The sequence below is a fragment of the Peribacillus folii genome (genome assembly GCF_030271255.1).
Taxonomy (GTDB): Bacteria; Bacillota; Bacilli; order Bacillales; family DSM-1321; genus Peribacillus.
The window spans coordinates 173,018-197,586 of sequence record NZ_JASJOM010000004.1; the positions used below are offsets into that span (position 1 = coordinate 173,018).

Below are 24,569 nucleotides of genomic sequence, written 5' to 3' on the forward strand. Positions count from 1 at the left end.
CTTCAACACTATAATTTAATGATAATCTATCGGATATCATCATTTGACTTCTTTACTGATTCGCTGCAATGAAGCATGACTCCCAGCAGCAGGCTTCCCACCTTCAAGCGTGGGATTGCTAGCTTCATTTAGGGATAGTGACTTTGTCTCTGGTGCCCAGGCTATGGACGCGATCAAGCCGATTAGCAAGATGATTGCCATGCCGACCATTGAAGTGCTTAAACCGAAAGAATCGAGACTTAACGGCAGAAGGAAAGTTCCAATTGCAGATCCAATCCTGCTGATTGCCGTGACCATGCCGATTCCCGTTCCGCGAATCTCCGTTGGGAATAGTTCTGCAGGGTATACTAACGTTAGGTTGGAAGCAGCCGACATGAAAAAGGTGAAAATCAGGAAGAATGTCAACAAGATATATTGTGAGCCACTATCCAGGAGACTGAGGGAAAATAAGGAAACAGTGAGTATCGTAAAGGCACCGATGGTAAATCCTCTTCGTGAAAATTTCGCAAGGAACCAAAGGCCGACGATCGCACCGACCAGCAAGAAAATGTTTAGCATCGTATCGGCAAAAAAGTTTTGTTCAAAACCCATTGTATGCAAAATGGACGGAAGGAAGGTGTAGATGGCAAAATACGGAATGACGAGGGTCAATTTGAATATCCCGCCAAAAGCGGTACGCTTGCGAAGCTTTTTGCTGAAAAGGCCGCGGAATCCTAAATCGGATGGATTTACTGCATGTGCCGACGTTTCGCCCATTTCCACGTTCTGTCCAAGATGCTTCTTCACGATAAGCCGCGCTTCTTCGGCACGTCCCTTGCTGACTAACCACCTTGGAGATTCCGGCGTTCCAATCCGCAAGAATAAAACCACTACAGCAGGAATGGCCGCACTGACTAGCATCCAGCGCCATGATCCTGATCCAGCTTGTCCTAAATAATATCCGACAAAGTTAGATGCTACATAACCAAGCGTCCAAACGACGTTTAAAGATGCGAGGAGCGGGGCCCTATACTTTTTCGGGGAAAATTCTGCAAGCAATGTCGTCCCGACTGCATAATCTCCTCCAAGCCCAAACCCGATCAGCAACCGCAAAACAAATAATTCTGCCGGGCCATTAACGAAGAATTGAAGGATCGTAACAATGGTAATCAGCAAAAAATTGATAAGGAAGATTTTCTGCCTGCCTATACGATCAGATAGTTTTCCAAGGACCAATGCACCTGCAAAAAGCCCGATCAATGCTGAGCTGCCAATCAAGCCGCTCCACATGGCATTCAGCTCTAATTGCGGACCGAGCAATGTCAGGGCCATCGCGATTATTCCTAAGGAATAGCCGTCACAGAAGCTCGACCCGAAAGTAAGTCCTGCAATCCTAAAGTGAAACTTTTTAAATGGTGCATCATCGATTGTAAATGTTCGCTCGCTCAAAATAAACGCCCCCTCAATTATTATAATTTTCAGATTTATATCATTAAATTTTTTTGATAAGCCCGATTCAGGTCCCACTATTGCCTTCCACTCAAAAGTCCCCGCTTACCATCGAAGCTATATCTTTCAAAAAAAGAGCAATCGCTGCGACGATTGCTCCAGCCAAGCTGTAGATCCTTATTTTAGCTATGCTTTTGAATCAGCCAGATCATTGGTAACCTGCGGGGATGGTCCTTTCTTGCCCGGCTTCACGAAAACCATTGCGATCATGCCTATCGTGACGGCAATGGATGCCGCGATGAACATCGCATTATATCCATGAATCGCGACAAGACTTCCTGTCAGGGTCGGTGCAATGATGGTGGCAAGATTGGCAATGAAATGCGTCACCCCGCCGAACGTCCCCGCTTTATTCGGTTCCGTATCCAGAACGACAATCCAATAAATCGAATTCGGCAAATAATTGAATGCATTGCCTATGCACATCAAGGCAAGAACGGCAGCGGCACTCTCGACGGTCGGAATCAACATGAAACAAACAGCCGTACAAAACAAGGAAACAACCGTGAACCAAGATCTTGCAATCCGTAAATTACCTGTTTTCACCCGCAGCATATCCGAAATCTTGCCGCCTAACAGTCCAGTGATGATAGCACCTATCCAAGGAATCATCCCAATATATGAAAGCGATGAAAGCGAATAATTGAATTCATCCTGCAGGTATTTCGGAGTCCAGGTCAATAAAAGGATGTTGACATATAAAAATGCGAAATATCCAATGGCATTCAGGACCAAGGTAGGATTCTTGAAGAAATGGTACCATGGTATCCGGATATGCTCATCCAACTTCGTTTCTCCTTGGATTAATTGGTCGGAACTTCGAATTCCTTCCAGTTCCGCGTTAGTGACTCTTGGATGTTCTTCTGGTAAGTTTGTGAAAACTTTGTTCCAGATCACGACCCAAATGATTCCTAATAGCCCGAGGATAACAAATGTCGTTTTCCAATTGGTATATGTAAGCAAGCCGACTACAACCGGAGCAGTGATCAAAGCACCTATTGGGGTTCCCACCAATCCTAGTGCGACGGCAAAACCTTTCTCTTTCGGGGAAACCCAATTGGCCATCGTCCGGTTCATGACCGATAGTGTAGGCCCTTCAGCAAACCCGAATAATACACGAAACACGGCAAATCCGGCTAAAGCTGAACCTCCGAATAATGCAGTCCCGATATGGCCTGCGAATATGGTCCCGATTTCGAATATCGACCAGGTGGTTCCGGCGATGATCCACATGAATTTCGGGCCTTTCTTATCTGCGAGCGCTCCCCCGAACAGTGCACCGAATATGTATCCATATCCAAAGTACCCTAAGATTGCCCCCCAGCTAGCTGGATTCAAATGAAACTCATCGATGATTTCCGCCTGGGCATACGATAAGGCACCCCTATCAATATAGTTGATGATCGTAATGACAATGATCATGAAGATGATGAAATAACGGTAATTATTCTTCAACATAATGTTCCCCCTTGTTGAATTGATAAGGATGATAGAGCCGCACAAACCAGATTATACCATTTGATGAAATAAAAATTGCCTCCAGGCATCTCCCTCCGCTCGTGAGGTGAGCTGCCTGGAGCAGCAGAAAAATCAAGTGCGGCCAATAAAGTCCAAGTCTATCATTTCACGACCTGCACTCCGTTCTTCCAAACAGACTTAACATGGTTGACCCCGAATAAATATTGCAATTCCTGATAGTTTTCAACATCCCATAAAACGACATCCGCTTGTTTTCCGGCTTCAAGTGAGCCGACCTTGTCTTGCCTGTTGATGGCACAAGCGGCATTGTATGTCGCCGCCGTCAGTGCTTCGGCAGGGGTCAGGCGCATCGAAATGCAGGCCAGGTTCATGACGAGCGACATGGAAGTCGTCGGGGAGGAGCCGGGATTGCAATCGGTCGATATGGCAACGGCAACCCCTTCATCGACCATCCTTCGGCCAGGGGCCGCTTCTTCCCGTAAGTACAAAGCAGTGGCCGGAAGCAAGCAGGCAATCGTTCCTGACTTTGCCATCGCCTCAATGCCTTCTTCGGAGGCCTTCAATAAATGCTCCGCTGAAATAGCCCCTACCTTCGCGGCTAATTCAGCCCCGCCATAAGGCTCAATTTCATCGGCATGTATTTTAGGGATCAAGCCATATTTTTTTCCAGCCGTTAAAATCCGCTCCGATTGCTCAGGCGTATAGACGCCCTTTTCACAAAACACATCATTGAATTCCGCCAGCTTTTCTTTTGAAACGATTGGAAGCATATCATGGATCAAGTGGTCGACAAATTCATCCTCACGGCCTTTATAATCGTTTGGTACCGCATGTGCGCCCATAAAAGTGGGAACAAGATCGATCGGATGCTCTTCCTGCAGCTTTTTCATCACCCTCAGCTGCTTCAATTCGGTTTCCAAATTCATGCCGTAGCCGCTTTTTCCCTCTACCGTTGTCACACCATGGGCGAGAAATGAATCGAGCCGGCGTTTTGTTTGCTCCGTCAATTCTTGTTCACTTGCTTCACGGGTCATGCGGGTTGTGGCATGAATGCCCCCGCCAGCGTTCATGATATCCATATATGTTGAACCTTCGAGACGCATTTCGAATTCACGCTCCCGGCTCCCGCCGTATACGACATGGGTATGCGGGTCAACCAGCCCGGGCGTGACCAAATGGCCTGTGGCATCGAATACTTCAGCCTCATGAATCCTATCGGCATAGCGCTCTTCCAATTCCTTGGTGGTGCCGACCGCTTGGATTGAACCAGCTTCCATCCATATGCTTCCGTCTTCAATCAATCCAAGCTCGGACATTGCCCCCTTGGAACGAGGGGCCCTGTCGTCCTGTGCAAGCGTGGCGAGTTGTGCGGCATGCTTTATCCAAATCGGTTTGGTCATGACTGATCATTTCCTTTATTAAGCATTGGGATTTGAATCCCTTTTTCACGTGCCGTTTTCTCTGCCAGCTCATAGCCTGCATCCACATGCCGTACTACACCCATCCCCGGGTCTGTCGTCAAGACACGTTCAATTCTTGCGCCTGCTTCTTTCGTGCCATCAGCCACGATGACGACTCCGGCATGCATGGAGTATCCCATTCCCACTCCACCGCCATGATGTACGGATACCCAAGTGGCTCCGCCCACGGCATTGACCATTGCATTCAAGATTGGCCAGTCCGCCACTACATCCGATCCATCCTTCATCGCTTCCGTTTCACGATTCGGTGAAGCGACAGAGCCTGAATCCAAATGATCACGGCCAATCACGATCGGCGCCTTCAATTCCCCGCTTGCGACCATATCATTAAGGATTTTCCCAAAGCGGGCACGCTCGCCATAACCAAGCCAGCAAATGCGCGATGGCAAACCTTGGAACTGGATTTTTTCTTGAGCCATTCTGATCCAGTTGCATAAATGTTCATTGTCAGCAAATTCGCGTAGAATCGCTTGATCCGTTTTATAAATGTCTTCAGGATCACCAGATAACGCCACCCAGCGAAACGGACCTTTTCCTTCACAAAATTGCGGCCGGATATAGGCTGGAACGAAGCCCGGGAAGTCAAAGGCATTCTCCACCCCTTCATCTTTCGCAACTTGACGGATATTGTTGCCATAATCGAACGTAATGGCCCCTTTTTCCATCATCTCTAGCATCGCACTTACATGTTTGGCCATGGAAGCTTTTGAGAGTTTAATATATTCATCTGGATCTGCACTTCGTAATTCTGCAGCCTCCACCATATTCATGCCTGAAGGCGTATATCCATTTAGCGGATCATGGGCGGAAGTTTGATCCGTCAGGACATCCGGAATGAAGTTCCGGGCGATCATTTCAGGAAGAAGATCGGAAGCATTCCCAATCAAACCAATCGATAATGCTTTCCCTGCATGCTTGGCTTCCGTCGCTAAACGAATGGCCTCATCCAATGAATCCGTTTTCACATCGGTATAACGAGTTTCGATCCTTCTGTCAATCCTTGTCTCATCCACATCGATTCCAATACAGACTCCGCCGTTCATCGTAACGGCTAGCGGCTGTGCTCCGCCCATACCTCCTAAGCCTGCCGTTAGGGTTATCGTTCCTTTTAATGAAGAATTGAAATGTTGTTTGGCAAGCTCGGCAAAGGTTTCATATGTACCCTGCACAATTCCTTGTGACCCGATATATATCCAGCTGCCAGCCGTCATTTGTCCATACATCATCAAGCCTTTTTTGTCGAGTTCATGGAAGGTTTCCCAATTCGCATAGGCAGGGACGATGTTCGAATTGGCAAGCAGGACGCGCGGCGCATCGGTATGCGTTTTAAAAATCGCCACCGGTTTACCCGATTGGACCAATAAAGTCTCATCATCTCCAAGCTCTTTCAGTGATTTGACGATTGCATCAAAGCATTCCCAGTTACGAGCTGCTTTTCCAATCCCGCCATAAACCACGAGATCCTCGGGCCGTTCGGCTACTTCAGGATCCAGATTATTCATCAACATCCGCAGCACTGCCTCTTGCTGCCAGCCTTTTGTATGCAAATCTGTCCCTCTATAACGGATAACCTTATTTGTCGTAGTGTTCATAGTATTGCCTCCTTGTTTCGGTATATTTTCATTGTATAGGAAAAATTCAGATAATTTATTATAATTTAATGATTTTATTATGAATGATTTCATATATTTGCAGTTAAAATCATAATATTATGAATCATTTCAACCATTTAATGTTTTCAAGCAAAAAAATACGATTCAGCAGCGACTGAATCGTTGTAGAAATCGTCCATGGCAGGTTATCCAAGTTAAAAAGCCGCATGCCGTTTTTCGTTTACATGGAACCCAATCCCGACCGAAAAGCGGAGGGGGTGCAGGCCTCAGACAATTTGAATTTGGCATTAAAGTAGGTTTGGTGGGAATAGCCAGCTAATTGGGCGATCTCTTCCAATGATAAATCCGTTTCCTTTAAGAGCCGCTTTGCCTCCCGTATTCGCACTTGATGAAGCATACTGCGGAAAGACATGCCGGACTCAGCCGCAAAACGGCGGCTGAGGGTGCTTTTATTGATTCGCAACATGTCTGCACAGGTTGATAAGTTCCACTGCGCATCCCAATAGTTGGACTCAATCAGCTCCCTTGCTTTTTCGCTTAGTGTGTGCGCCCCTTCTTGAACATGTTCATGATCCTGCTGCAGTAATTGGGTAGTGAACGAATGCAATGCTTTTACGATTTGATGAATGACCGGTTTATGTACGATTTGCTGGAAGACGTCATAATAAATCGCTTCTAGGGAAGCGGTTTGCAGGTTATATGATTTCATGTGCCTGCGAATTTGCGCTAGAACGCTGGTCAGACGAATGCGAACGATTTCGGGGTCGGGATATGGCCGTTGGAAAGTGAGGAATTCGCGTTCGATCCATTCCTTGATCGCTTTCGCATCCCTCCTTTCGAGCATTTCTATCCAAAGCCTTTGCTCAAGAGGCGTAAGGAATGGGTCCATCTCCTTCGGGGACATTTGCTGGCTTTCTGCCAAGATGATATCATATCCATCGAAAAAGATTTGCCTTGTCAATTCTCGTGTTTGCTGATATACCTTTTTTAAAGAATCGGCGGATGTTGCCGCCTTGATGATGATGGCAAGCGGCTCGTCCATTTTTTCTTTCCATTGAGCGAGGAATGCTTGGTATTCTTCCTTGAATACCTCATCCCCCTTCGATTCCTGGACGCATAAAATGAAATCCGATAAAGCGAAGATCTGGTTTTTTCCGATAAAGGAATACCGCTGAAGATCATCATAAACGAGAGGAAGCGTTTTATTATCCGGCGTCAAAAATGCGGCCATCGTAATTCGATGATCATGCCTCCGCTCTGTCAGGAAGAAATCCGGATAATTGATATCCAATGAATGCTCTTCACCCAAAGTGTTCCTCGCGTGAATGCCTTGTCCATTTCTTAATTGATAACGCAATTGTTGAATATGCTTCACCAAATCCGCTGAAGAAAAAGGGCGGAATAGCACATCTTCTGCACGAAACTGCAAGGCCCGATAAGCCGTTTGAAATATTCTCTCCGATGAAATGCCTAACCATCGAATTCCCCTTCGTTTTAATGAAACGCCCATCGCTTCACTATCATTTGTCCACATATCCATATCCAAAATCACGAATTCCGGCTGCTGGTTGCGCATGTCTTTTTCGAATTCTTCAATCGTTTCCCAGAGGACCAATCGGATCCCGGTTAGGTGGGACTCGACGATCCACCGAATTCCTTGAGCCTCTATCTCATCCTTTGCCACCAAATGAATTTCCACTAAAATCACCTCATTTATCTTAGAAGGATTGCCTTTTCTCCATTCTATTCGAAAGCAATTGGTTCAAACAAGTCATGGAGGCAAAAAACATCTGCCATCTTAGCAAGTCAAATGAGTATTTTTTTTCGTTCCGGTTACCCTCTCCCTACATTTCCTTCCCTTTTTTAACGATATGATGATAGATATGAAAAAAACCAGAGAAAGCAGCATTAGGTTATGATAGAGTTACAGTAGTAGAAACGATTTGGAAATCACACTTTTCCGCATTAACTAGGACTACACAGAGGAGCGACATGCGATTTATCATGAAACGATATATCTTTGCCATCTTATATTCTATTATATTCGGTCTTTCCCTACATGCCTTCCATTTCAAGCTGAACCACCCGATCGCCGAAGATATCAGCCGGCTGATGCCGGTTAAAATGAAGGCAATTAAAGCAGAAGATGATGAAGGGGCACTCAAAAAGATCGTCCTGGAGGCAAAGGAGAACGATGATCCGATTTCCATTGCCGGTATGCAGCACAGCCAAGGGGGACAGACCTTATATCCGAATGGGATCCTGCTAGATATGAAGAATCATAATGAAATCCTTGATTTGGATGTATCGGAAAAACGGATCACGGTACAGAGCGGAGCAACCTGGGCAGATGTGCAAGAATATATCAACCCTTACGGACTAGCATTAAAGGTCAGCCAATCTCAAAATATTTTTACAATCGGCGGTTCCTTGAGCGTCAATGTCCATGGCCGAGATATTCGGCATCATGCATTGATAGAAACCGTCGAATCGTTTCGTCTGCTTGATGCGAAAGGACAGATCCTCACCGTAAGCCGTAAGGAGAATTCGGAATTGTTTTCTGCGGTCATCGGGGGATATGGTTTGTTTGGCATCATTCTGGATGTGACCCTTCACCTCACAGATGATGAGCTATACCAAATCAAAACGAAATCACTGCATTATGAGGAATATACTTCCTACTTCAAGAAAGAGGTGCTGCAAAATAGCGAAGTGAAAATGCATCTAGCGAGAATATCCGTTGCACCTGGTTCCTATTTGGACGAAATGTATGTAACCGATTATTATGAGGCGAACGACCAAACCAAGCTTCCGGCCTACAATGCCCTGAAACGGGAAACCATCGTGGCTGTACCAAAATTCTTCCTTGGACTATCGCGGTATAATGATTGGGGGAAAGAACAGTTCTGGAAAATTCAGGAGTCATATACCGCCAAGCTGAATGGCACCATGATTTCCAGAAATAATGTGATGCGGTCGGACTCGGCCTTCATGGATTACAGCAATCCCTCCAAAACGGAGGTCCTTCAGGAATACTTCGTGCCGGTCGATCAGTTTGCGGATTATATCGATGATTTACGAAATGTTTTGACCGATGAAAAAGATTTCAACTTATTAAATATCACTATTCGCTATGTAGAACAAAATGATGAATCACTACTGTCATATGCCAAAGATGATATGTTTGCCCTTGTGATGCTCATCAACCAAGGAACAGATGACAAAGGTAAGCAACACGCGGAAAAAGTCATCCGCAGCATGATCGATGTGGCGCTTACCCATGATGGCAGCTATTATTTACCTTATTACGGCTATCCAACCAAAGCCCAATTCAATGAAGCTTATCCTCATGCAGTGGAATTCTTTCACCTAAAGAAGAAATACGATCATGATGATCGCTTCATGAATCTTTTTTACAAGGAGTATCATCCATGAATTATAAACGATTTATTGTTTACCAAGGCACTGTCGGAATGGCTGCAAGCATGATTTTCCCTTTTTATATTTTGCTGATCAAAAATGTCGGGACAAGCTATTCCCAATTCGGCTGGGCATATGGAATATTTTCACTAACAGCAGCACTATTCTACCCTTTGATTGGAAAAATCACGGACAAAGCCGGTGACAAAGCATTTCTGCTCATTTATTCATGGGGAATGGCCCTGATCCTGCTGGCCTTTCCCCTTGCCTATGAAATCTGGCATGTATATCTCTTGCAAATCATCATGGGAATTCTTGGAGCCATTCAAAAAAACACGGAAAAAACGGTCCTTGCCCGCTATGTTACGAAAGCAACGGCAGGCAAGGAAATCGGCAACTACCATGTCTGGACATCCATTGGTGCGGCAGCGGCGGTAATCGCAACCGGTTATTTAGTCGACTTCCTAACGATCGGCAGCATTTTTTACCTCGCCTCCCTCCTATTTGCCTGGAGCGGATTTCAGATCATGAAAATGGATCAGGCAGCCTCCCTTTCCGTTGAAGAATGAAAGGCAAGGATATTTCCAAATGGATCGTACGGTGAAAAACATAAAGAAGCCCTCCGTGCTTAGTGTTCGATCAGTGGCCTGTGACACATTATTTTTAAGAGGGTTTTTACTTTGGAAATTTTATGAGGGGTGACCTTTTAGATAAGGATCGATTCGTCATCCTTCAGTCTTACAACAGAGCATTCATTTATATATTCGAACTCTTTCAACCTATCTTCTATTGACTTGCCTGCAGTATTTGGAAACAGATCTTCTCGATCATAATGAGGAAAAACAGCTATATCGGTTAAACCTAATCCAGTTAAATTGTGCATATCTACCGAATTTAATTGAGGGGTAAAATGATTCACCACTTCAATGTTCGGTCCTAGAATGATGGCTCCAGCACTTACCCCTACAAAAACAATGTTTCTGTTTTGTTTTGCTAATTTCTTTAATATCATGTCAGCACCACTTTTTTTCAAATGAAACAGTAAATGAAATGGGTTGCCCCCATTCATGTAAATGACGTTATATCGTTTAAGTCGCCCAGGAACGTCAAATTCAATATCCATAAAATCAACCTGGTTGATTCCCATATTCACTAAGTCTTCTTTTGCCTTCATTGCAAACTTATTGTATTGCTTCCATTGAGAACCTGTAGTAATGATAACAGCTTTTGCATTCATAATTTGACCATCGATTCTTTGTAGGAATTGTTGTTTAATCCTATCCGTAAAAAAACCATTAGACGTTAATAATATTGTAGACATCTAAACCAACCTCTTTTTTTATCTATGACTCATCCCATAATTTAAAGATGAAGAAACCTACTGTAGCTGCCTATGAAGGAGCCATGCAAGTAGTCCAAGTGCGAGAATTCCAAGGTTAAGCAAACCAATCTGACCATTACATATATTTTTTTATCTTCCTTCACTTTCGTTCATTAAATACCATTGCTTACTTAGGCATTCGCAGCCATTAACGAATGAAGGATCGTTTACCTGATCTGTTCGTGTATCTTTTGAATAACTTCCTGATAAAAAGACATTTGATGTGGGACAAAGTCATTTCTGCTTACATATTTTTTTATTTCAAGCGTTTTTCCATCCTTATCTACTTCAAAACCTTTAATTTCAATCTCATCTTTTTCATAAGACCAAAGTTGAGCAAAATCACTAAATGTGGCTTTTACAATTCCTGAAACTTCTTCTAATTGAAGTGTAAAATCATCCAAATTATTTCCACTTTTATATAAAAAAACGTTTGCTAATTCTTTATCAATAAAATTTTCTTTAACAACACAATATTCCATAACACCTAACTGAATTAAATCTTCAAAAGCTATCTCGATTCCTATTTCTTCTTTTATTTCCCTTACTCCATCCTTTACTGTTTCATCAACTAATAAATGTCCAGCAGCAGTAATATCCAAAAGATTAGGGTAGTCTTTTTTATTTTCACTGCGAAGCTGTAAATAAATATAATCGATCCCAAGTTCATTGATGATAAACCAACAATGAAACACTTCATGCCAATACCCAATTCTATGCACATCACTCCGAGGGGCAACACCGATCGGTTTTTTATTTTCATCAAATATCCTTAGCATCTCTTGTTCCCCCATAAGCTTTTTCCCCCTAGTCATTGCTCTTCCAATACGCCTTCTTAGACAATTAATGACAAGTTATAAAGTCCAAATAATCAAATTATTCACACGAAGTTATTTTAATTCATTTACTAATAACGCCTTATGATAGTGGCATAACTTAAGCAACTCAAAGCTGCCGTTATTGATTAATTCAGTAAGAACCTTCATTTCATTACAAGCAGAATCGTAAAGAGATTTATTAATCATTCCACCTGCTAAAGCTGCTTCAAGCTCATCGGCATCTTTTTGAATGACTTCTCCAGAAGGCAGTAAAATGATATCTAAATATAAATCATCCATATAGGGAATACCATGCACTACTCCGTTTTCTAGACAAACATCAATATACCACTGCACTATATTTCCTTTTTCATCAAACATTGTTGTGACCGAATGTTTTTTTTCCAAAGGAAATTGCTGAAGCCACATGTATCCATCTTCTACAATACATACCTTCTTTCCTTCGTAGAAGGCGAATAATGGTTCAGAGACTTTAATAGTATGCAATAAAGTGATAAAGCCCATAAATTGTTCAGTATCTAGAAACGCCTGTGCATACTCTCTCTCCAAAACACGTTTCCATTCTGATCGGTTTCCATATTTTCGTTTAAGCATCATCATATCTCACGTGAGTTTTCATACACTTGCATAATGAATAAAGAATCGCAGCTATGCTCTTCACCCTGGCGCCAATGCTTTAAAACCTATAGCTTTTATCATGGGGGTATTCATATATGTTGCAAACATATAATTAAATATTATTAAAAATAAGATGGTGATTTGGCAAATGGATCTCATTCAAATAATTTCTGAGATAATTCTAATGAAACCCACTTCCTTTTCCAAGTTAAGAATGGCCATTGAAAATCTAAGTTCGGAAGAATGGTTCAGGAAGCTATATGTAGATGCCCAGTACACTCATGTAATTTGGTATAACAAAAAAATTAAAAAGGTTCTTTTAGTTCCAGCAAACGTCGAGATGTTAAAGACAGATGAAAAAAAGGCACAAGAATTTATCAAACTAGTGAAAGGCTGTACAAAAAATAAATAAACGATCAAAATTCATAAACACCGTTCTGATTATCCGAACGGTGTAAAAATCTTATCCTAATGAGGACTTAGGCAAATTTAACCTTTCTGCCAGAGAAGAGGTAAAATCAGGAGTGTGCTCAATACAAAGAGTATAACCCTCCTTCGTTATAAGTAGCTTCTTTTCATTTAAAAGAGAGTTATCGATGTTTCTTGAGAGATTCTTAATAAACCCGAGATCGGGCGTGCCAAATGTCACCCTCATCTTTGGCGGCAATGCCTTCATGCCAATGGGAATCCAAGGTCTCTGTTTTGAAACCACTATTGCATGTGCCGTTCCACCGATTACAAAATTAAACATATTTGATTCTTTATCAGTTTTCATGTCCAAGTCACTTTTCAACCAATCGAGAAAAGCAGGGACGTTTTCAACAGGAAAGCCTATTTCTCTAATATAGAGTATTCTCAACTTCCCGGAAGTGTTTATTACGTCCTCTTTAATATAATCATGTGCAATAATTTCAAGAAGGTGACCATCTCCATCACGGAAATAAAGATTTTTCCTCCCATTTGTTTCGTCGATATACTGGCCCAGTTCTTGTTTTAAAATCAATAATCCAGATTGTCGAACGAAAGCTGCCACTTCATCAAACTTTGAATACGGGACTTGAAAAGCAAAGTGCGCTGGAGGAACCGGTTCATAGGCCTCTTTAAAACTTAAAGTCGTCAATGGCGTAAGCTGAAACCGAATGAAATCATTGGATTCATAGATGATGGGGAGCTGCAGTCTGTTAGCGTAGCATTGTTTTACCCCTTCTAAAGATACTGTTGTTAATTCTAAATCCGAGAAATGAGTAATCAAATTCTTGCCCCCTAAATATGAGGTGGTACCCTTACAATTTGTAAATAGAGCAACTTCTTGAGCAAATTTCTACACTTATTTCGCTTTTTTGAAAAAGGCGGCTGTCCCTCCCTCTTGAATTAAAACTCCTACTTCTTCGGCAGACATAAGTTTCACCATATTTTCTGCCTTATTTTGTTCTTCACTTGTTACAACTATATTTGAATCTCTTTCATTCGTGCTAGATTGCCGCTCTTCAAGTTTTGGTAGCTCCTCTTGTTCAAGTACATCTGTACTTTGCAAATCTTTCATAAAAAAAGATAGGGCCATAACTCCTCCAAAACCAAGAATTAAAGTTGCTTTTCTTTTCAAGAAAAAACCTTCCAAATCATAATTACATATATTTGTTGCAACAACCATATTTTAACACATTCTATTCTAGATTAGTTGAATAATTTCTCTTCACAACATGTTGATAAAGTTAAATAGTGAAAAAATAAAAAGGCTGCCTCTGCAGCCTTCGGTTACGATATGTTTTCTTCACTTTATGCTGAGGTTATAAATGTACTGCTCTCCGATCCTGCCTATCTTCCTTGTACCCGTATCTTTAAAACCAACTTTTTCATATAACCTCTGGGCAGGAACATTTTTATGGTTTACAGCTAAAATGATTTCATTGCACTCTGGAAATTGTTGGTCGACAAAGCTCTGTATTCTTCTCATCCCTTTATTGGCAAATCCTCTGCCTTGTTTGGAATGATTTATGGACAGGGCAGTTAATAACATGGCTTTCGGGTTATTGTTATAATCTTTTACCCTATCACTTGAATGTAATACGAAAAAACCCACTGGTTCATTATTATGTAAGATTACTATCGGATGTCGCTCTTTCGTTATTTCCAGCATCTTGGTTGGTAATGCGGTGAATTTTTCTTGTTCTTTTGGCAATTCAAATGCTTTTAACCATGGCAGGTATTCTGGTTTATATCTCCGTAAATCTACCTCATCCAATGTATTCATCCAAGGCCTCCTAACTATAAGATAATGATGGAATATATTATCTTTTTCATAAAAGTTAAGAAAAGCGTACCACTCAGCAAAAAGCCAAAGAGTACACTTTTGTTTGCATTAACAAAGATCACTAACGGCTAATCCTTTAATCCTTTTCCATCAAGAATTTGCTGGGTACATTTTTCAATCCTTGAAACTCTGGTTTTCGATTGCTTCGGTTGAGAAAAATGAAGAAAGTATGCTCTTTGCCGTCCTGGCGTCAATGCTTCAAAAGCCGTTTTCAGGGCAGGGAGTTCATCGAATTTATTTTGAAGCTCTTGAGGAATGTTGATTTCTGTATTCTTTTTATACTCCACTTCCAGGCCTGCTTTTTCAACTTCGATGGCATCTTGTATATAAGCTTTCAGGATAGGTTCGATTGCAACGATTTCCTGGACATTCGTGAACCGAATCTGGCGTGCCCCTTGAACATTTTCCGTTTGTTGGATGAGAATTCCATGGGTATCCTTCAACAAGGCACCTTTATGAAACAGAAGCGCACAATATTCTTTGAATCCGTGTATTAAAACGATGTTTTTTTTCTCAAATGTATAGCAGGGATGCATCCATTTGAATTCTTCGGTCAGCTCACAATCACGAACAATCCTTCTCAATGCCACATATTCTTCCTGCCACTTTTTAGCTTTACTTAAAAATTCATCAACCTTAGCATTTGTATTACTGTTTGTCATCAAAGTACACCCTTTTTCATTTTATTAGTACCAGAATTCGGTTGGCTTCCGATTTACAATAGGATATGAATTGGTGTTGTGTCAAGCAGATCTGGCTTGTTAAGTTAGCGAGCTTTTGTCGTTAATCTGCCCAGTTAGTCAAACTCCAACGTACAATTTACTTTGAAGCGCAAATGAGCTAATTATATAATTCTCCCTTCAGTAAGGTTATACAGTCCCCAATCAACTCGACTTTTTCTCCGATTATCTTTAGCTTTAGTTCACCACCGCGCTTTGAATCCTGGTATGCCATAAATTCTTTTTTATTTAATTGATTGCCCCAATATGAGGCTAACGCACAGTGTGCGGACCCAGTAACGTAATCTTCATCAATGCCTATCTTTGGAGCAAAAACCCTTGATACAAAATCATACCTACCTGAGCCACTACTCGTGATGATTAACCCTGGTCCGTCCAGTTCATTAATTGCTTTCAAATTCGGCTCCGCTTCATGAACCATATCCTGATTTTCCAGTTCTAAAATGAATCGATCTTCCGCCCAAGCAGCACTTTTTATAGGAAGCTGAATGACGCGTTTTAATTTCTCTGACACCTTTGTTTCAGATGAATTTTTTATATTGAAATTCAGGATTATTTGTTGTCCCGACAACTCGGAGCGAAGAAGTCCTGACTGAGTATGAAAATTAATGGCTGACTTTGACGAAGAAAAACCCTCACTCCACAAAATATGAGCCGCGCCTAATGTACCATGCCCACATAAATCAATCTCACTAACCGGTGTGAACCATCTCAGCTCATAGTTATTTTCACCATTTGGTGTAATAAAAGTGGTAATAGGTTGATTGAGTTCGGCTGCTAATGAGATCATCCACTTTTCAGATCTATTCTCGTTCATGAAAACGATCGCGGCCGGATTCCCCTTGAATTTCTCTTTAGAAAAAGCATTAATGAAATAAAATTGATTGTTCATATACTTTCCCCCATTCTAAATGAGTCAAATACATAGAACCCCGGCAATAATATCCATTATTATACAACAAAACATCAAACTAACATACCCTTATTGCACCTCAGATCAAGCTCCCAGGTAGCCTCTGGAAAGCTAAGCATCTGTAATGATATGTAACAGTCAAAGTCAAAACCCTCCAAAACCGAAGGCTATCGAAATTTCCTCTTCGTTAACACTCAGGAACATAACAATCCGTAAAAATAAGTGTAACATCCATATTTGTCCATGGTATTTTACACGACTAACCTGTTAATGTACCTTCGTTGAATCAAAGAAAACTTATTACAATTATTTAAAATAAGTTTATTTGTTCATTATGTGTTTTAATTAGTAGGTCACTTATAATCTCTTTGTCGCTATAGATAACGATATGAAATGGAGTTGGTAGAGTTTGAAGCGCACCATACTCTCGCCCCATGTTCCATTCTTCTACTGTATCTACTAATATTTTTAAGAATAGTGTTAAATTTTTTTCGTCATTTTTAAATAAAAAATCGAAATCTTTCATAAATACTACATATTGTTCGCAATTTAACCATTCTAAATCATTTATACATTCATTAAAAGCATCCCAATTATCACCAAAATAATCAGGAAACTTCATTTTTATTGCAAATTCTTTAAAAAAGCCTTTTTTATTTTGACATTTACATCCTTCAATTAAAGCTACAAACTTTTTCGAGTTAGTTTCAAAGTCTTTCATTGTAGATTCATATAATTCATTAAAAATATATTGGTCATTACTCAAATGAAAAAATGGTTTTCCCAATTTATTAAAACAGCTTTTTTCCATATTTCACCCCATAAAAAATAATATTAGCAAGTATTAATTCTCAGTCTTAGCGATCATTTCACAATTGGTAACCGGAATTGTGGAAGCATTCAATTTCATGTAAACGGGCAGGTTGTCGTGTTTAGCTACGAAACCATGATTGATCATATTTCCATATGAATTCAAGGTTACATTAGGCATATCAGACCCTTCAATTCCTTTCGTTTTTTCATTTTATCAACCCGCTTATTTGAAATGATTGACCATAACCTTAAGGCCATATTTGGAGTTTTAAGAGCAACCGCATTATCTACTCTCCATTTTGTTTACTACTCGGGAAATGTTGTATCATTCGTATATCTTCTTACTCATCAAAACTTCCGCCCAGACTCATTGCACCTATCGAAACATAAAAAACCGGATAAGGGACACTTTTTTATGTTTGTCCGTTATCCGGGGTAATGTTCAAATGTCTAAGATACTTTTATTATTGATAAGCAGTTATAAAGCTGGAATTAAAATGCTTATAATATTCACGTTAATTAACTCGTCATTACTGCTAATAGCATAAATATTACAAAACCTACATAAACATCGTTTTCTTTTTAGTATCAGGTTCATCTTCCCATTTTCTCGTAAGCAGCAGCATTACTGACATTCCCATGGCGAAAGAATAATGTATCGCATTATCAATAGAGTCTTCATCTTGTCCTAAAATTGCATATAAAATTATACAACTGCTTAATAAGACAATAACACTAAATGAAATTTTTTAAAAAATGTGATTCTTAATAAACCGATCACTTGAATTGGCAAGCAATAGAATCCCAAATAGTCCCAGGACGCTGTAAAATAAGAATGTATTCATATGAATTTTAACCTCAATTTAATAGAATGTAACATATTCTTTGTTCTTCGGTTCCTACGTTCCTATCTCCCTTTTGAAAAACTGGCCATAGTCTTATGGGCCATATTTGGAGTTTTAAGAGCAAGTCTTTTGTTTTCAAATTCCATTAGTTTATGTATAAATTTATATTCACCAATGCAGATTGAGACTGTTTCCTTACAAAAGTACTTTCATCTTGTAACCCTTGGTTAATTATTGGAAAAACCAGATGTTTGTTTATCTTTTCGTATTTTCTTGCAATATGACCAAAACAAAGTATAGCCGTTCCACGAATATTAGCATCCTGGTGTTCAGTGAAATCAATCATAATATCCTGAACAAAATCTAGGTCATCAGAATTCTCAATCAACCTCAATAAGCCAGTAATAACTTCTTCTATAACCTCGGAATTTATAAGGTTGATGGATTCTTCATTTTTTTCTATATTTTTACTATATCTTTCATTCTCATCATGAACAATTTTTTTTAAGACCTTCTCGTAAGACGTTATTTTGCGCCAAAGTGACAAATATTCCAATGAATCCGCTTCACAACTGGATAAATCAGTAAACGCAAGAATTAATGATTTCTTGGTTTCAAATTCTTTATCGCATTGTCTAAATATACTTTTATTATCTCGATACATCTTAAAATTCCTTCTTGCTTCTGCAAGAGAATAATCTGCATTTGGACCACCCCAAACTTCTTCTGAATAGGGATCGTCTTGTCCATCATCCTCCCAGTTACAAAGTTCACAAATACAATTAGCCTCACGCTCGTCTAATGTCGGAAAGCCGCAACAAGGGCATTTTTCACGTTGCACATAAATCCCACCTTAATAAGTCTATTTGTGCCACGCTGTCATAAGGTGCGGTCTCAGGTTTTGGACGGGCATTCCATCTACACCGTGGCTTTCCTTATTTCTCTCTACACGCTTCAGTGCCTGTATTAAGTTTTCCCTCTCTAGTATCTGTTCCATTAACATCGTTGATATCCTTTCTACGTGGACAAATAGTCTATTTGTTCCTTTATCTGCTCTGCCCTTTTGAAGTTCCCCGTGAATACACCACTTCTTCCTTCAAATAAGTTCCGTTAGGAATTGTTTGCTTCTTCGCAGTATAACGAACGCCTAGTATTCATCCTCCTTAATCTGTTCGGTCCTTCCTTATCTTCTCGAGTAGATAAGTACTATGACCTCTGCTGACTTCTGATGATTCAACTGACCATCACTGGACAGGTTGCCAAGTTTACTTGGCTGTCATCAGATTTCCCCGGGTAAGAGTGCAATCTTTCCCTCCACCTATCTGCTTCATTTGCTTTGTACCACCTTCGGCAGTATAGACTTTGTTTTGCAAACTCATCCAATGATACCTAGCCTTATATGAAGTTCGTGTTCCTCAGACCGGAGGTTTGCCGCTTGCTTCCTTCAGATTCCACGTCACCGTGGACACCCTTGCCTTAAGTTAACCATTACTACTGCCTTCATGGTTCGGGACTCACACCCTATAGATTGCACCCCAGCCGGGCGCACAAAGAAAAGCTCTGTAGAAAATCCCATTCCACAAAGCTTTCTTCAAATCTATTAGTATTTTACAAAACAACAGGAGTAACAGGCGCTTCACTTTATTTACGCTTTGAAAATAAGGTATCTCCTGTCCCATCTGTTTTAACTCGGAAGATGTCTTCATGACCATCTATTTTAAAACTAATTTGGAAATATTATAATTTATTTCTACTTGTAATACCGTCTATTTGCCAGTTATTTTTTATTACATCAAAGCCATTTTTTGCCCTTGGTAAAATTAATATTGAATAGGCTTCCACTATATCCTTATATTGTGAAGGAGAGTACTCAATTTCTGAATCATGATCGCAAAAAGCGTAATTAAATTTTGTTACGCTATAGATATCTTTTACTAAATCAATAATTAGTTCATTAATTAAATCCAGACTATATCGATTTAGAAGTTGCTCCATTTCAAAATCTAATAAATACCCAAAGAAATCATTTTCTTTAACAATGCGAAGCGTCAAAGATAAACCATTCAGACTCCAAAAGTCATTTAGTTGAATTAGTATTTCTCCAAAATATTTTTCTGTTAATAAGGTATAGTCTAGAATAAAATTCTTTCCATTTCGTTCACTCTCTAACCAATTCTCACCGTCTTCATCCATACTTACCTTTATACCAACTATATCGCTCTTTAAATTCAAAAAATATTGTATTATACTTTGTAATTCTTCAGATTTATCAAATGAATTTTCATATACAATACCCAAAGATAAGATATTAGTCATTTTTCACCTACCTACATCGTTTCATAAAAAATTCTTTAATACTTACAGGACAAGAGTAGCATTGGTAATTATTTTAGTCTATATCCATTTTTCCTATGATAATTTAATTGATCAGAAGAAAACTTCCATCCACTCACAAAATTGCCTTTGGGATCAACTAAAACTCCTTTTTTACCCTTGAGAAAAACATAAACCTTATCACCATGGTATTTTGATTCAATAATTTCGTCAGCATTCTTTATATGCTTTTTTAGAGCATCTTCAAATTTAGCAGCATTTTTTTTGGAATAATTCCCCTTCACACCAAAATCATCTGCATGTTTAAACTTCTTCTGTAACTTTTTGGCTGAAAATTTGGTAGTAGGGATTGTGACTTTTTTATATAAATTTTTCCCCTTTTTCCAAGCCCATTTTCCTCCCTTCCAAACCCACATACCTCCTCTAACGAGGTACGTCCAAAAATGTCCTTCCGGATCTACATATTTAACAGGGTTATTTCCTGCATAATTATATCCATTCTGTGAAATTGAATTATCATCTCCAGAATATGGATCTAATGATAAAAAGCTACCATTCGCTGGATTATAGTAACGAGCTTTAAGATAGTAGTTCTTGCTTTCTGAATCATAATAATACCCTGCATATCGAATCGGATTTTCTTGTGCAAGACTCCCTTTTTCCCCTAATAAATTCCCATAAGAATCATAAATATAAGATCCTACTTCTTTTCCTTCGTTATCACGTATCGTTAAAACATCGCCACGAATATTCGTCCAATAGTGAAACACATGATCCTCCCAGTTACCACTTTCATCTTTTTCACGAATAATCATTCCTAGAGGCGTGTCTTCATCCCATTGGTAATTTCTATATTGTACGATAGTATCTCCCTTACTTATAACTTCGAAGGATAATTGAGTATCATCATAATAATATTCATGAATATTTAAACCTAAATACTTCTTAGTTCGCAATCCGGTTTCGTCATACTCGTAACGGGCTATTTCATTACCCTGTAAATCAGAAATTCTAGTTTGATATCCAAGAACATTATATTCAAATTTGTATTGATCATCTTGTAGTAAGTTTCCATCTTTATCATACAGATATCCTTTTCCATTTTTTGTTTCAATTTGATTAGATGCATTATACTTAAAGGTATCAGTATGTTTACCTCGAATACTTTCTTTACGGTTACCAACATCATCGTAGTTATATTTATTTATGCTTCCATCCGGTAATACCTCTTGAATTAATTGACTATTCTCATCATAAGTAAAACGTGTATCACCATTAGTACTCTTTTCTTTTAAAATATTTCCAGAACCATCATAAGTATAAGAATATTCAAGAAGCGTACCAGTGCCTTTATTATAAAAAACCCCCTCTAGAAGGTTACTTTTATTAAATATATTTGTTTGCTGATAGAGATTTTCATTAACAATAACTTTTTCTTGATTGTTAGTTAAATCATCAACTTTCTCAAAAATCATATATTTTTGAGCGCCAACTCGAACTGTCTGAACATCCTTATTTCCTTCATCTGTATAAGTTAATGATTTCTCAACCTTCCAAGGATTTACTCCTTGAGTATAGTTAAGCATCACACTTAATGGTTGTTCGTTCTCATTATACTTATAAATAATTCTAAAGTTTCCTCGTGTATAAGATTCTAATAAGGAAAGGCTATTATAATCCAAAGATTTTTGTAGAATGTTTTGTTTGGATTTTAAATCTTGAAAAGTTACCTTTGATAATAATCCCCATTCATTATATGTTTGATCCCACGGATCAAGTGAAGTTGCACCGGTAATGAAGAGAAACAGGTAGAAATGGAGAATGACGGGCTATTGCAAACCCCTGCTAGCCCTAGGACGAAGGTAGATGTGATTCGAAACAACGCTCACAAATACTCGGTTTCAGCCTTGTATAACGTCCTTAAGAATTAAAGAAGCACAGAATTAAAAAGAAAAAATCCCTCCTCAATCTTCACGCAGAGTGGAATGGAACGGAGGATGAAGACTCCTGCGGGAAATGCGCGTCTACGTGAGACCCCGAAGGCATAAGCGAGGGCACTGAAAAAGTCCATTTCAAGAGAAAAAGAAGTTAACCGCGCGCTATATTTAGGTTTCTCGCTTGATTTTTGTCAATATATAGTTTAAAATGTTATTTTTTCTGCAGCCTCTGCGGAACACGGAGAAGGCTTCCCAGCCTCCTCTGGATAAAGGAGCACCTGCAATGGAAATCCACGGTCGATGTCCAATCCTCAAAACTATGTTCCAGCGGAATTCTATTATAATTCGTTCATGCAGCATGAAGTGAAAATTAACATCCCAAAGGTAACAACCTCAAAAAAAAACTGCAGCCAAACTCCGATGAAATCGAAGTTTGACTGCAGTATGGGAGCACCCTTCACTCTTACTTGTAAAACTTAATGCGCTCGTCAAGCGGTTTGAATTCTTTTTCACCGGCTGGAGCCGTTGGATGTCCAAATGGCATTTGGGCAATCAATTTCCAGTCAGCAGGTACATCATATTCCTTTTTCACTTCATCATCGATAAGCGGATTATAATGCTGCAGGGTTGCACCTAGTCCTTCTCCTTCCAAAGCGGCCCAAACGACGAGTTGATGCATGCCTGATGTTTGCTGTGACCAAATCGGGAAATTATCGGCATATAGAGCGAATTGCTCTTGCAGGGATTTTACGATGGATTCATCTTCAAAGAACAAAACCGTTCCATAGCCAGCTTTAAAGGAATCCATTTTTTGCTGGGTGCTTGTGAAATCCCTCTCCCCAACTGCTTTTTTCAACTCCTGTGTGGTGATATCCCATAATTTATCATGAGCGGCCCCAGTCAGCACGACAAGGCGGGTAGTTTGGGAATTAAAAGCCGATGGCGTATGTTTAACGGCAAACTCGACAATCTCCTTAATCTTCTCGTCCGATATTTGTATCTCTTTATTGATTCCATAATAAGAACGTCTCTCTTTAATCGTTGTGTAAAAATCTTTCGTCATCATTCATTCCTCCTAAGTGCTTTCTAAATATGATTCGCTATAATTTCTGCATGCTATAGTATGAGCAGAATTTCAGGCATTATTCTTTTGTGAACGCCTTGGTGCTTCTTACTGTATCGATGGGACGGACCAATTTTTCGATATGCTCTCTTTTCGGTTCCAGGAACGGTGGCAATGATAGCTTTTCTCCAAGTGTTTCATATGGCTCATCCCCCATGAATCCAGGTCCGTCTGTCGCAAACTCGAATAAGATTTGCGGTGCCACCCGTACATAAAGCGATTCGAAGAAGTGACGGTCGACATGACCCGATGTTTGAAATTGGAAGCTTTCCATGCGTTCGATCCATTCCTCCAATACGGAACGATCCTCAACACGGAAGGCTGTATGGTGAACCGTTCCGAAGCCTTGCCGTGCTTGGGGCAGATTTGAGTCATGCTCGACAATGACTTGTGCTCCATTTCCGCCTTCTCCTACTTCAAAAAGATGAAATGCCCCTTCTTGTTCCACTTCTTTGAATAAAAGTACTTTCTCCATCATTTCCTTAAAGTAATCAAAGTTCGCAATACGAATGAATATCGGTCCTAATCCGGTAATCGCATACTCAAGAGGTACCGGCCCTTTTTGCCAAGGAATCCCCGATGCCACTCCATCATTGTTTTCATCTGAGATCAATTGATAGTGTTGATCATCGAAATCAACGAAGGATAACGTCTTTTTGCCAAATTGAATTTGAATCCCAGTATGTCTCACTTCAAACTTGTCAAAACGCTTCTCCCAATACTCTAATGCGGCATCATTAGGTACGCGGAATGATGTTTTTGAAATTTCGTTAGTCCCATGTTCTCCCTTTGGAATGCCTGGAAAGTCGAAGAAGGTCATATCCGTTCCAGGACCGCCAACATCATCGGCAAAAAACAGGTGATAGGTTTGGATATCATCTTGATTGACCGTTTTCTTGACTAAACGCATCCCCAATATATAGGTGAAGAATTCATAATTTTTCTCTGCACTGCTGGTGATGGCTGTAACGTGGTGTATTCCTTTTAATCCATTCATCTGCTTTTCCTCCTATTAAATGATATCAGCTTATGATTGCTCGGTTTTTCATCAATTCCCTACATTTTCCCTTCAAGCAGCCCACTCTATTCATAAAGTTCATTTGAATTGATTTTCCGCCGAGACTATCTTGAATTAATATATCTCAAGTTCAAAGTAATTTTATATAAAAAAAAAACCTTTGTCAACATTCCGGTTTAGCTTTTGGAACATGATATGGTGCAAATGTTTTATTTC

22 protein-coding genes and 1 pseudogene are annotated in these 24,569 nt (G+C 39.9%); 4 read left to right on the top strand and 19 right to left on the bottom strand.

What is annotated here, in order from left to right; translation table 11 throughout:
- Positions 1-39 precede the first annotated feature (39 nt).
- From QNI08_RS08025 to QNI08_RS08045, 5 genes are all read right to left on the bottom strand, one after another.
- Positions 40-1,428: an MFS transporter gene (locus QNI08_RS08025; RefSeq protein WP_285766902.1), complete on the bottom strand. Its 1,389-nt coding sequence runs from the start codon at positions 1,426-1,428 to the stop codon at positions 40-42.
- A gap of 186 nt (positions 1,429-1,614) precedes the next feature.
- Positions 1,615-2,946: an MFS transporter gene (locus QNI08_RS08030; RefSeq protein WP_285766903.1), complete on the bottom strand. Its 1,332-nt coding sequence runs from the start codon at positions 2,944-2,946 to the stop codon at positions 1,615-1,617.
- 161 nt (positions 2,947-3,107) lie between these two features.
- On the bottom strand, positions 3,108-4,367 hold the full coding sequence (gene hutI / locus QNI08_RS08035; RefSeq protein WP_285766904.1) for an imidazolonepropionase: 1,260 nt from the start codon (positions 4,365-4,367) through the stop codon (positions 3,108-3,110).
- Positions 4,364-6,040, bottom strand: a complete 1,677-nt coding sequence (gene hutU, locus QNI08_RS08040) for a urocanate hydratase (RefSeq protein ID WP_285766905.1) — start codon at positions 6,038-6,040, stop codon at positions 4,364-4,366. The genes hutI and hutU overlap by 4 nt, the downstream gene beginning before the upstream one ends.
- Positions 6,041-6,281: 241 nt before the next feature.
- The gene (locus tag QNI08_RS08045; protein ID WP_285766906.1) at positions 6,282-7,760 is read right to left on the bottom strand and encodes a response regulator transcription factor; all 1,479 of its coding nucleotides are present in this window, start codon (positions 7,758-7,760) and stop codon (positions 6,282-6,284) included.
- A gap of 293 nt (positions 7,761-8,053) precedes the next feature.
- Here QNI08_RS08045 and QNI08_RS08050 point away from each other — a divergent pair, with 293 nt between their 5' ends.
- Together QNI08_RS08050 and QNI08_RS08055 are read left to right on the top strand one after the other, a co-directional pair.
- Complete coding sequence (locus QNI08_RS08050) at positions 8,054-9,496, top strand: FAD-binding protein (protein WP_483313755.1); 1,443 nt, start codon at positions 8,054-8,056, stop codon at positions 9,494-9,496.
- Positions 9,493-10,050: an MFS transporter gene (locus tag QNI08_RS08055; RefSeq protein ID WP_285766907.1), complete on the top strand. Its 558-nt coding sequence runs from the start codon at positions 9,493-9,495 to the stop codon at positions 10,048-10,050. The genes QNI08_RS08050 and QNI08_RS08055 overlap by 4 nt, the downstream gene beginning before the upstream one ends.
- Before the next feature lie 137 nt (positions 10,051-10,187).
- Here QNI08_RS08055 and QNI08_RS08060 read toward each other — a convergent pair whose 3' ends face one another.
- The 3 genes from QNI08_RS08060 to QNI08_RS08070 all read right to left on the bottom strand — a co-directional run bounded on the left by QNI08_RS08060 (position 10,188) and on the right by QNI08_RS08070 (position 12,301).
- Positions 10,188-10,802 (bottom strand): Type 1 glutamine amidotransferase-like domain-containing protein, encoded by a 615-nt coding sequence (locus QNI08_RS08060; RefSeq protein WP_285766908.1) that lies wholly within the window; start codon positions 10,800-10,802, stop codon positions 10,188-10,190.
- 227 nt (positions 10,803-11,029) lie between these two features.
- On the bottom strand, positions 11,030-11,656 hold the full coding sequence (locus tag QNI08_RS08065; protein ID WP_285766909.1) for an NUDIX hydrolase: 627 nt from the start codon (positions 11,654-11,656) through the stop codon (positions 11,030-11,032).
- A 96-nt stretch (positions 11,657-11,752) separates the two neighbouring features.
- The gene (locus QNI08_RS08070; RefSeq protein WP_352231203.1) at positions 11,753-12,301 is read right to left on the bottom strand and encodes a ribonuclease FAU-1 family protein; all 549 of its coding nucleotides are present in this window, start codon (positions 12,299-12,301) and stop codon (positions 11,753-11,755) included.
- Positions 12,302-12,467: 166 nt separating this feature from the next.
- On the opposite strand from QNI08_RS08070, the gene QNI08_RS08075 reads away from it, so the two are divergent.
- A complete protein-coding gene (locus QNI08_RS08075; RefSeq protein ID WP_285766910.1) occupies positions 12,468-12,731 on the top strand; it encodes a hypothetical protein in 264 nt (87 codons plus the stop codon).
- Positions 12,732-12,782: 51 nt separating this feature from the next.
- Here QNI08_RS08075 and QNI08_RS08080 read toward each other — a convergent pair whose 3' ends face one another.
- The 9 genes from QNI08_RS08080 to QNI08_RS08120 form a co-directional block, all read right to left on the bottom strand.
- Positions 12,783-13,571 (bottom strand): VOC family protein, encoded by a 789-nt coding sequence (locus QNI08_RS08080; protein WP_285766911.1) that lies wholly within the window; start codon positions 13,569-13,571, stop codon positions 12,783-12,785.
- A gap of 75 nt (positions 13,572-13,646) precedes the next feature.
- Positions 13,647-13,970 (bottom strand): hypothetical protein, encoded by a 324-nt coding sequence (locus tag QNI08_RS08085; RefSeq protein ID WP_285766912.1) that lies wholly within the window; start codon positions 13,968-13,970, stop codon positions 13,647-13,649.
- Positions 13,971-14,090: 120 nt separating this feature from the next.
- Complete coding sequence (locus QNI08_RS08090) at positions 14,091-14,570, bottom strand: GNAT family N-acetyltransferase (RefSeq protein WP_285766913.1); 480 nt, start codon at positions 14,568-14,570, stop codon at positions 14,091-14,093.
- 128 nt (positions 14,571-14,698) lie between these two features.
- Positions 14,699-15,292: a YdeI/OmpD-associated family protein gene (locus QNI08_RS08095; RefSeq protein ID WP_285766914.1), complete on the bottom strand. Its 594-nt coding sequence runs from the start codon at positions 15,290-15,292 to the stop codon at positions 14,699-14,701.
- A 178-nt stretch (positions 15,293-15,470) separates the two neighbouring features.
- Positions 15,471-16,262, bottom strand: a complete 792-nt coding sequence (locus QNI08_RS08100; protein ID WP_285766915.1) for a PhzF family phenazine biosynthesis protein — start codon at positions 16,260-16,262, stop codon at positions 15,471-15,473.
- A 331-nt stretch (positions 16,263-16,593) separates the two neighbouring features.
- On the bottom strand, positions 16,594-17,094 hold the full coding sequence (locus tag QNI08_RS08105) for a barstar family protein (protein WP_285766916.1): 501 nt from the start codon (positions 17,092-17,094) through the stop codon (positions 16,594-16,596).
- Positions 17,095-18,086: 992 nt separating this feature from the next.
- Positions 18,087-18,782 carry a CPCC family cysteine-rich protein gene (locus QNI08_RS08110; protein ID WP_285766917.1) on the bottom strand — a complete coding sequence of 232 codons (696 nt, stop codon included), beginning with the start codon at positions 18,780-18,782 and terminating at the stop codon, positions 18,087-18,089.
- Between the two features lie 896 nt (positions 18,783-19,678).
- On the bottom strand, positions 19,679-20,257 hold the full coding sequence (locus QNI08_RS08115) for an Imm64 family immunity protein (protein WP_285766918.1): 579 nt from the start codon (positions 20,255-20,257) through the stop codon (positions 19,679-19,681).
- Positions 20,258-20,325: 68 nt separating this feature from the next.
- Positions 20,326-21,861: a colicin D domain-containing protein gene (locus QNI08_RS08120; protein ID WP_285766919.1), complete on the bottom strand. Its 1,536-nt coding sequence runs from the start codon at positions 21,859-21,861 to the stop codon at positions 20,326-20,328.
- Between the two features lie 216 nt (positions 21,862-22,077).
- On the opposite strand from QNI08_RS08120, the pseudogene QNI08_RS08125 reads away from it, so the two are divergent.
- A pseudogene (locus QNI08_RS08125) lies at positions 22,078-22,200 on the top strand (IS3 family transposase); the annotation flags it as partial.
- 475 nt (positions 22,201-22,675) lie between these two features.
- On the opposite strand, the gene QNI08_RS08130 reads toward QNI08_RS08125, so the two are convergent.
- Together QNI08_RS08130 and QNI08_RS08135 are read right to left on the bottom strand one after the other, a co-directional pair.
- A complete protein-coding gene (locus QNI08_RS08130; protein WP_285767130.1) occupies positions 22,676-23,275 on the bottom strand; it encodes a nitroreductase family protein in 600 nt (199 codons plus the stop codon).
- A gap of 79 nt (positions 23,276-23,354) precedes the next feature.
- A complete protein-coding gene (locus QNI08_RS08135; RefSeq protein WP_285766920.1) occupies positions 23,355-24,332 on the bottom strand; it encodes a ring-cleaving dioxygenase in 978 nt (325 codons plus the stop codon).
- Positions 24,333-24,569 lie beyond the last annotated feature (237 nt).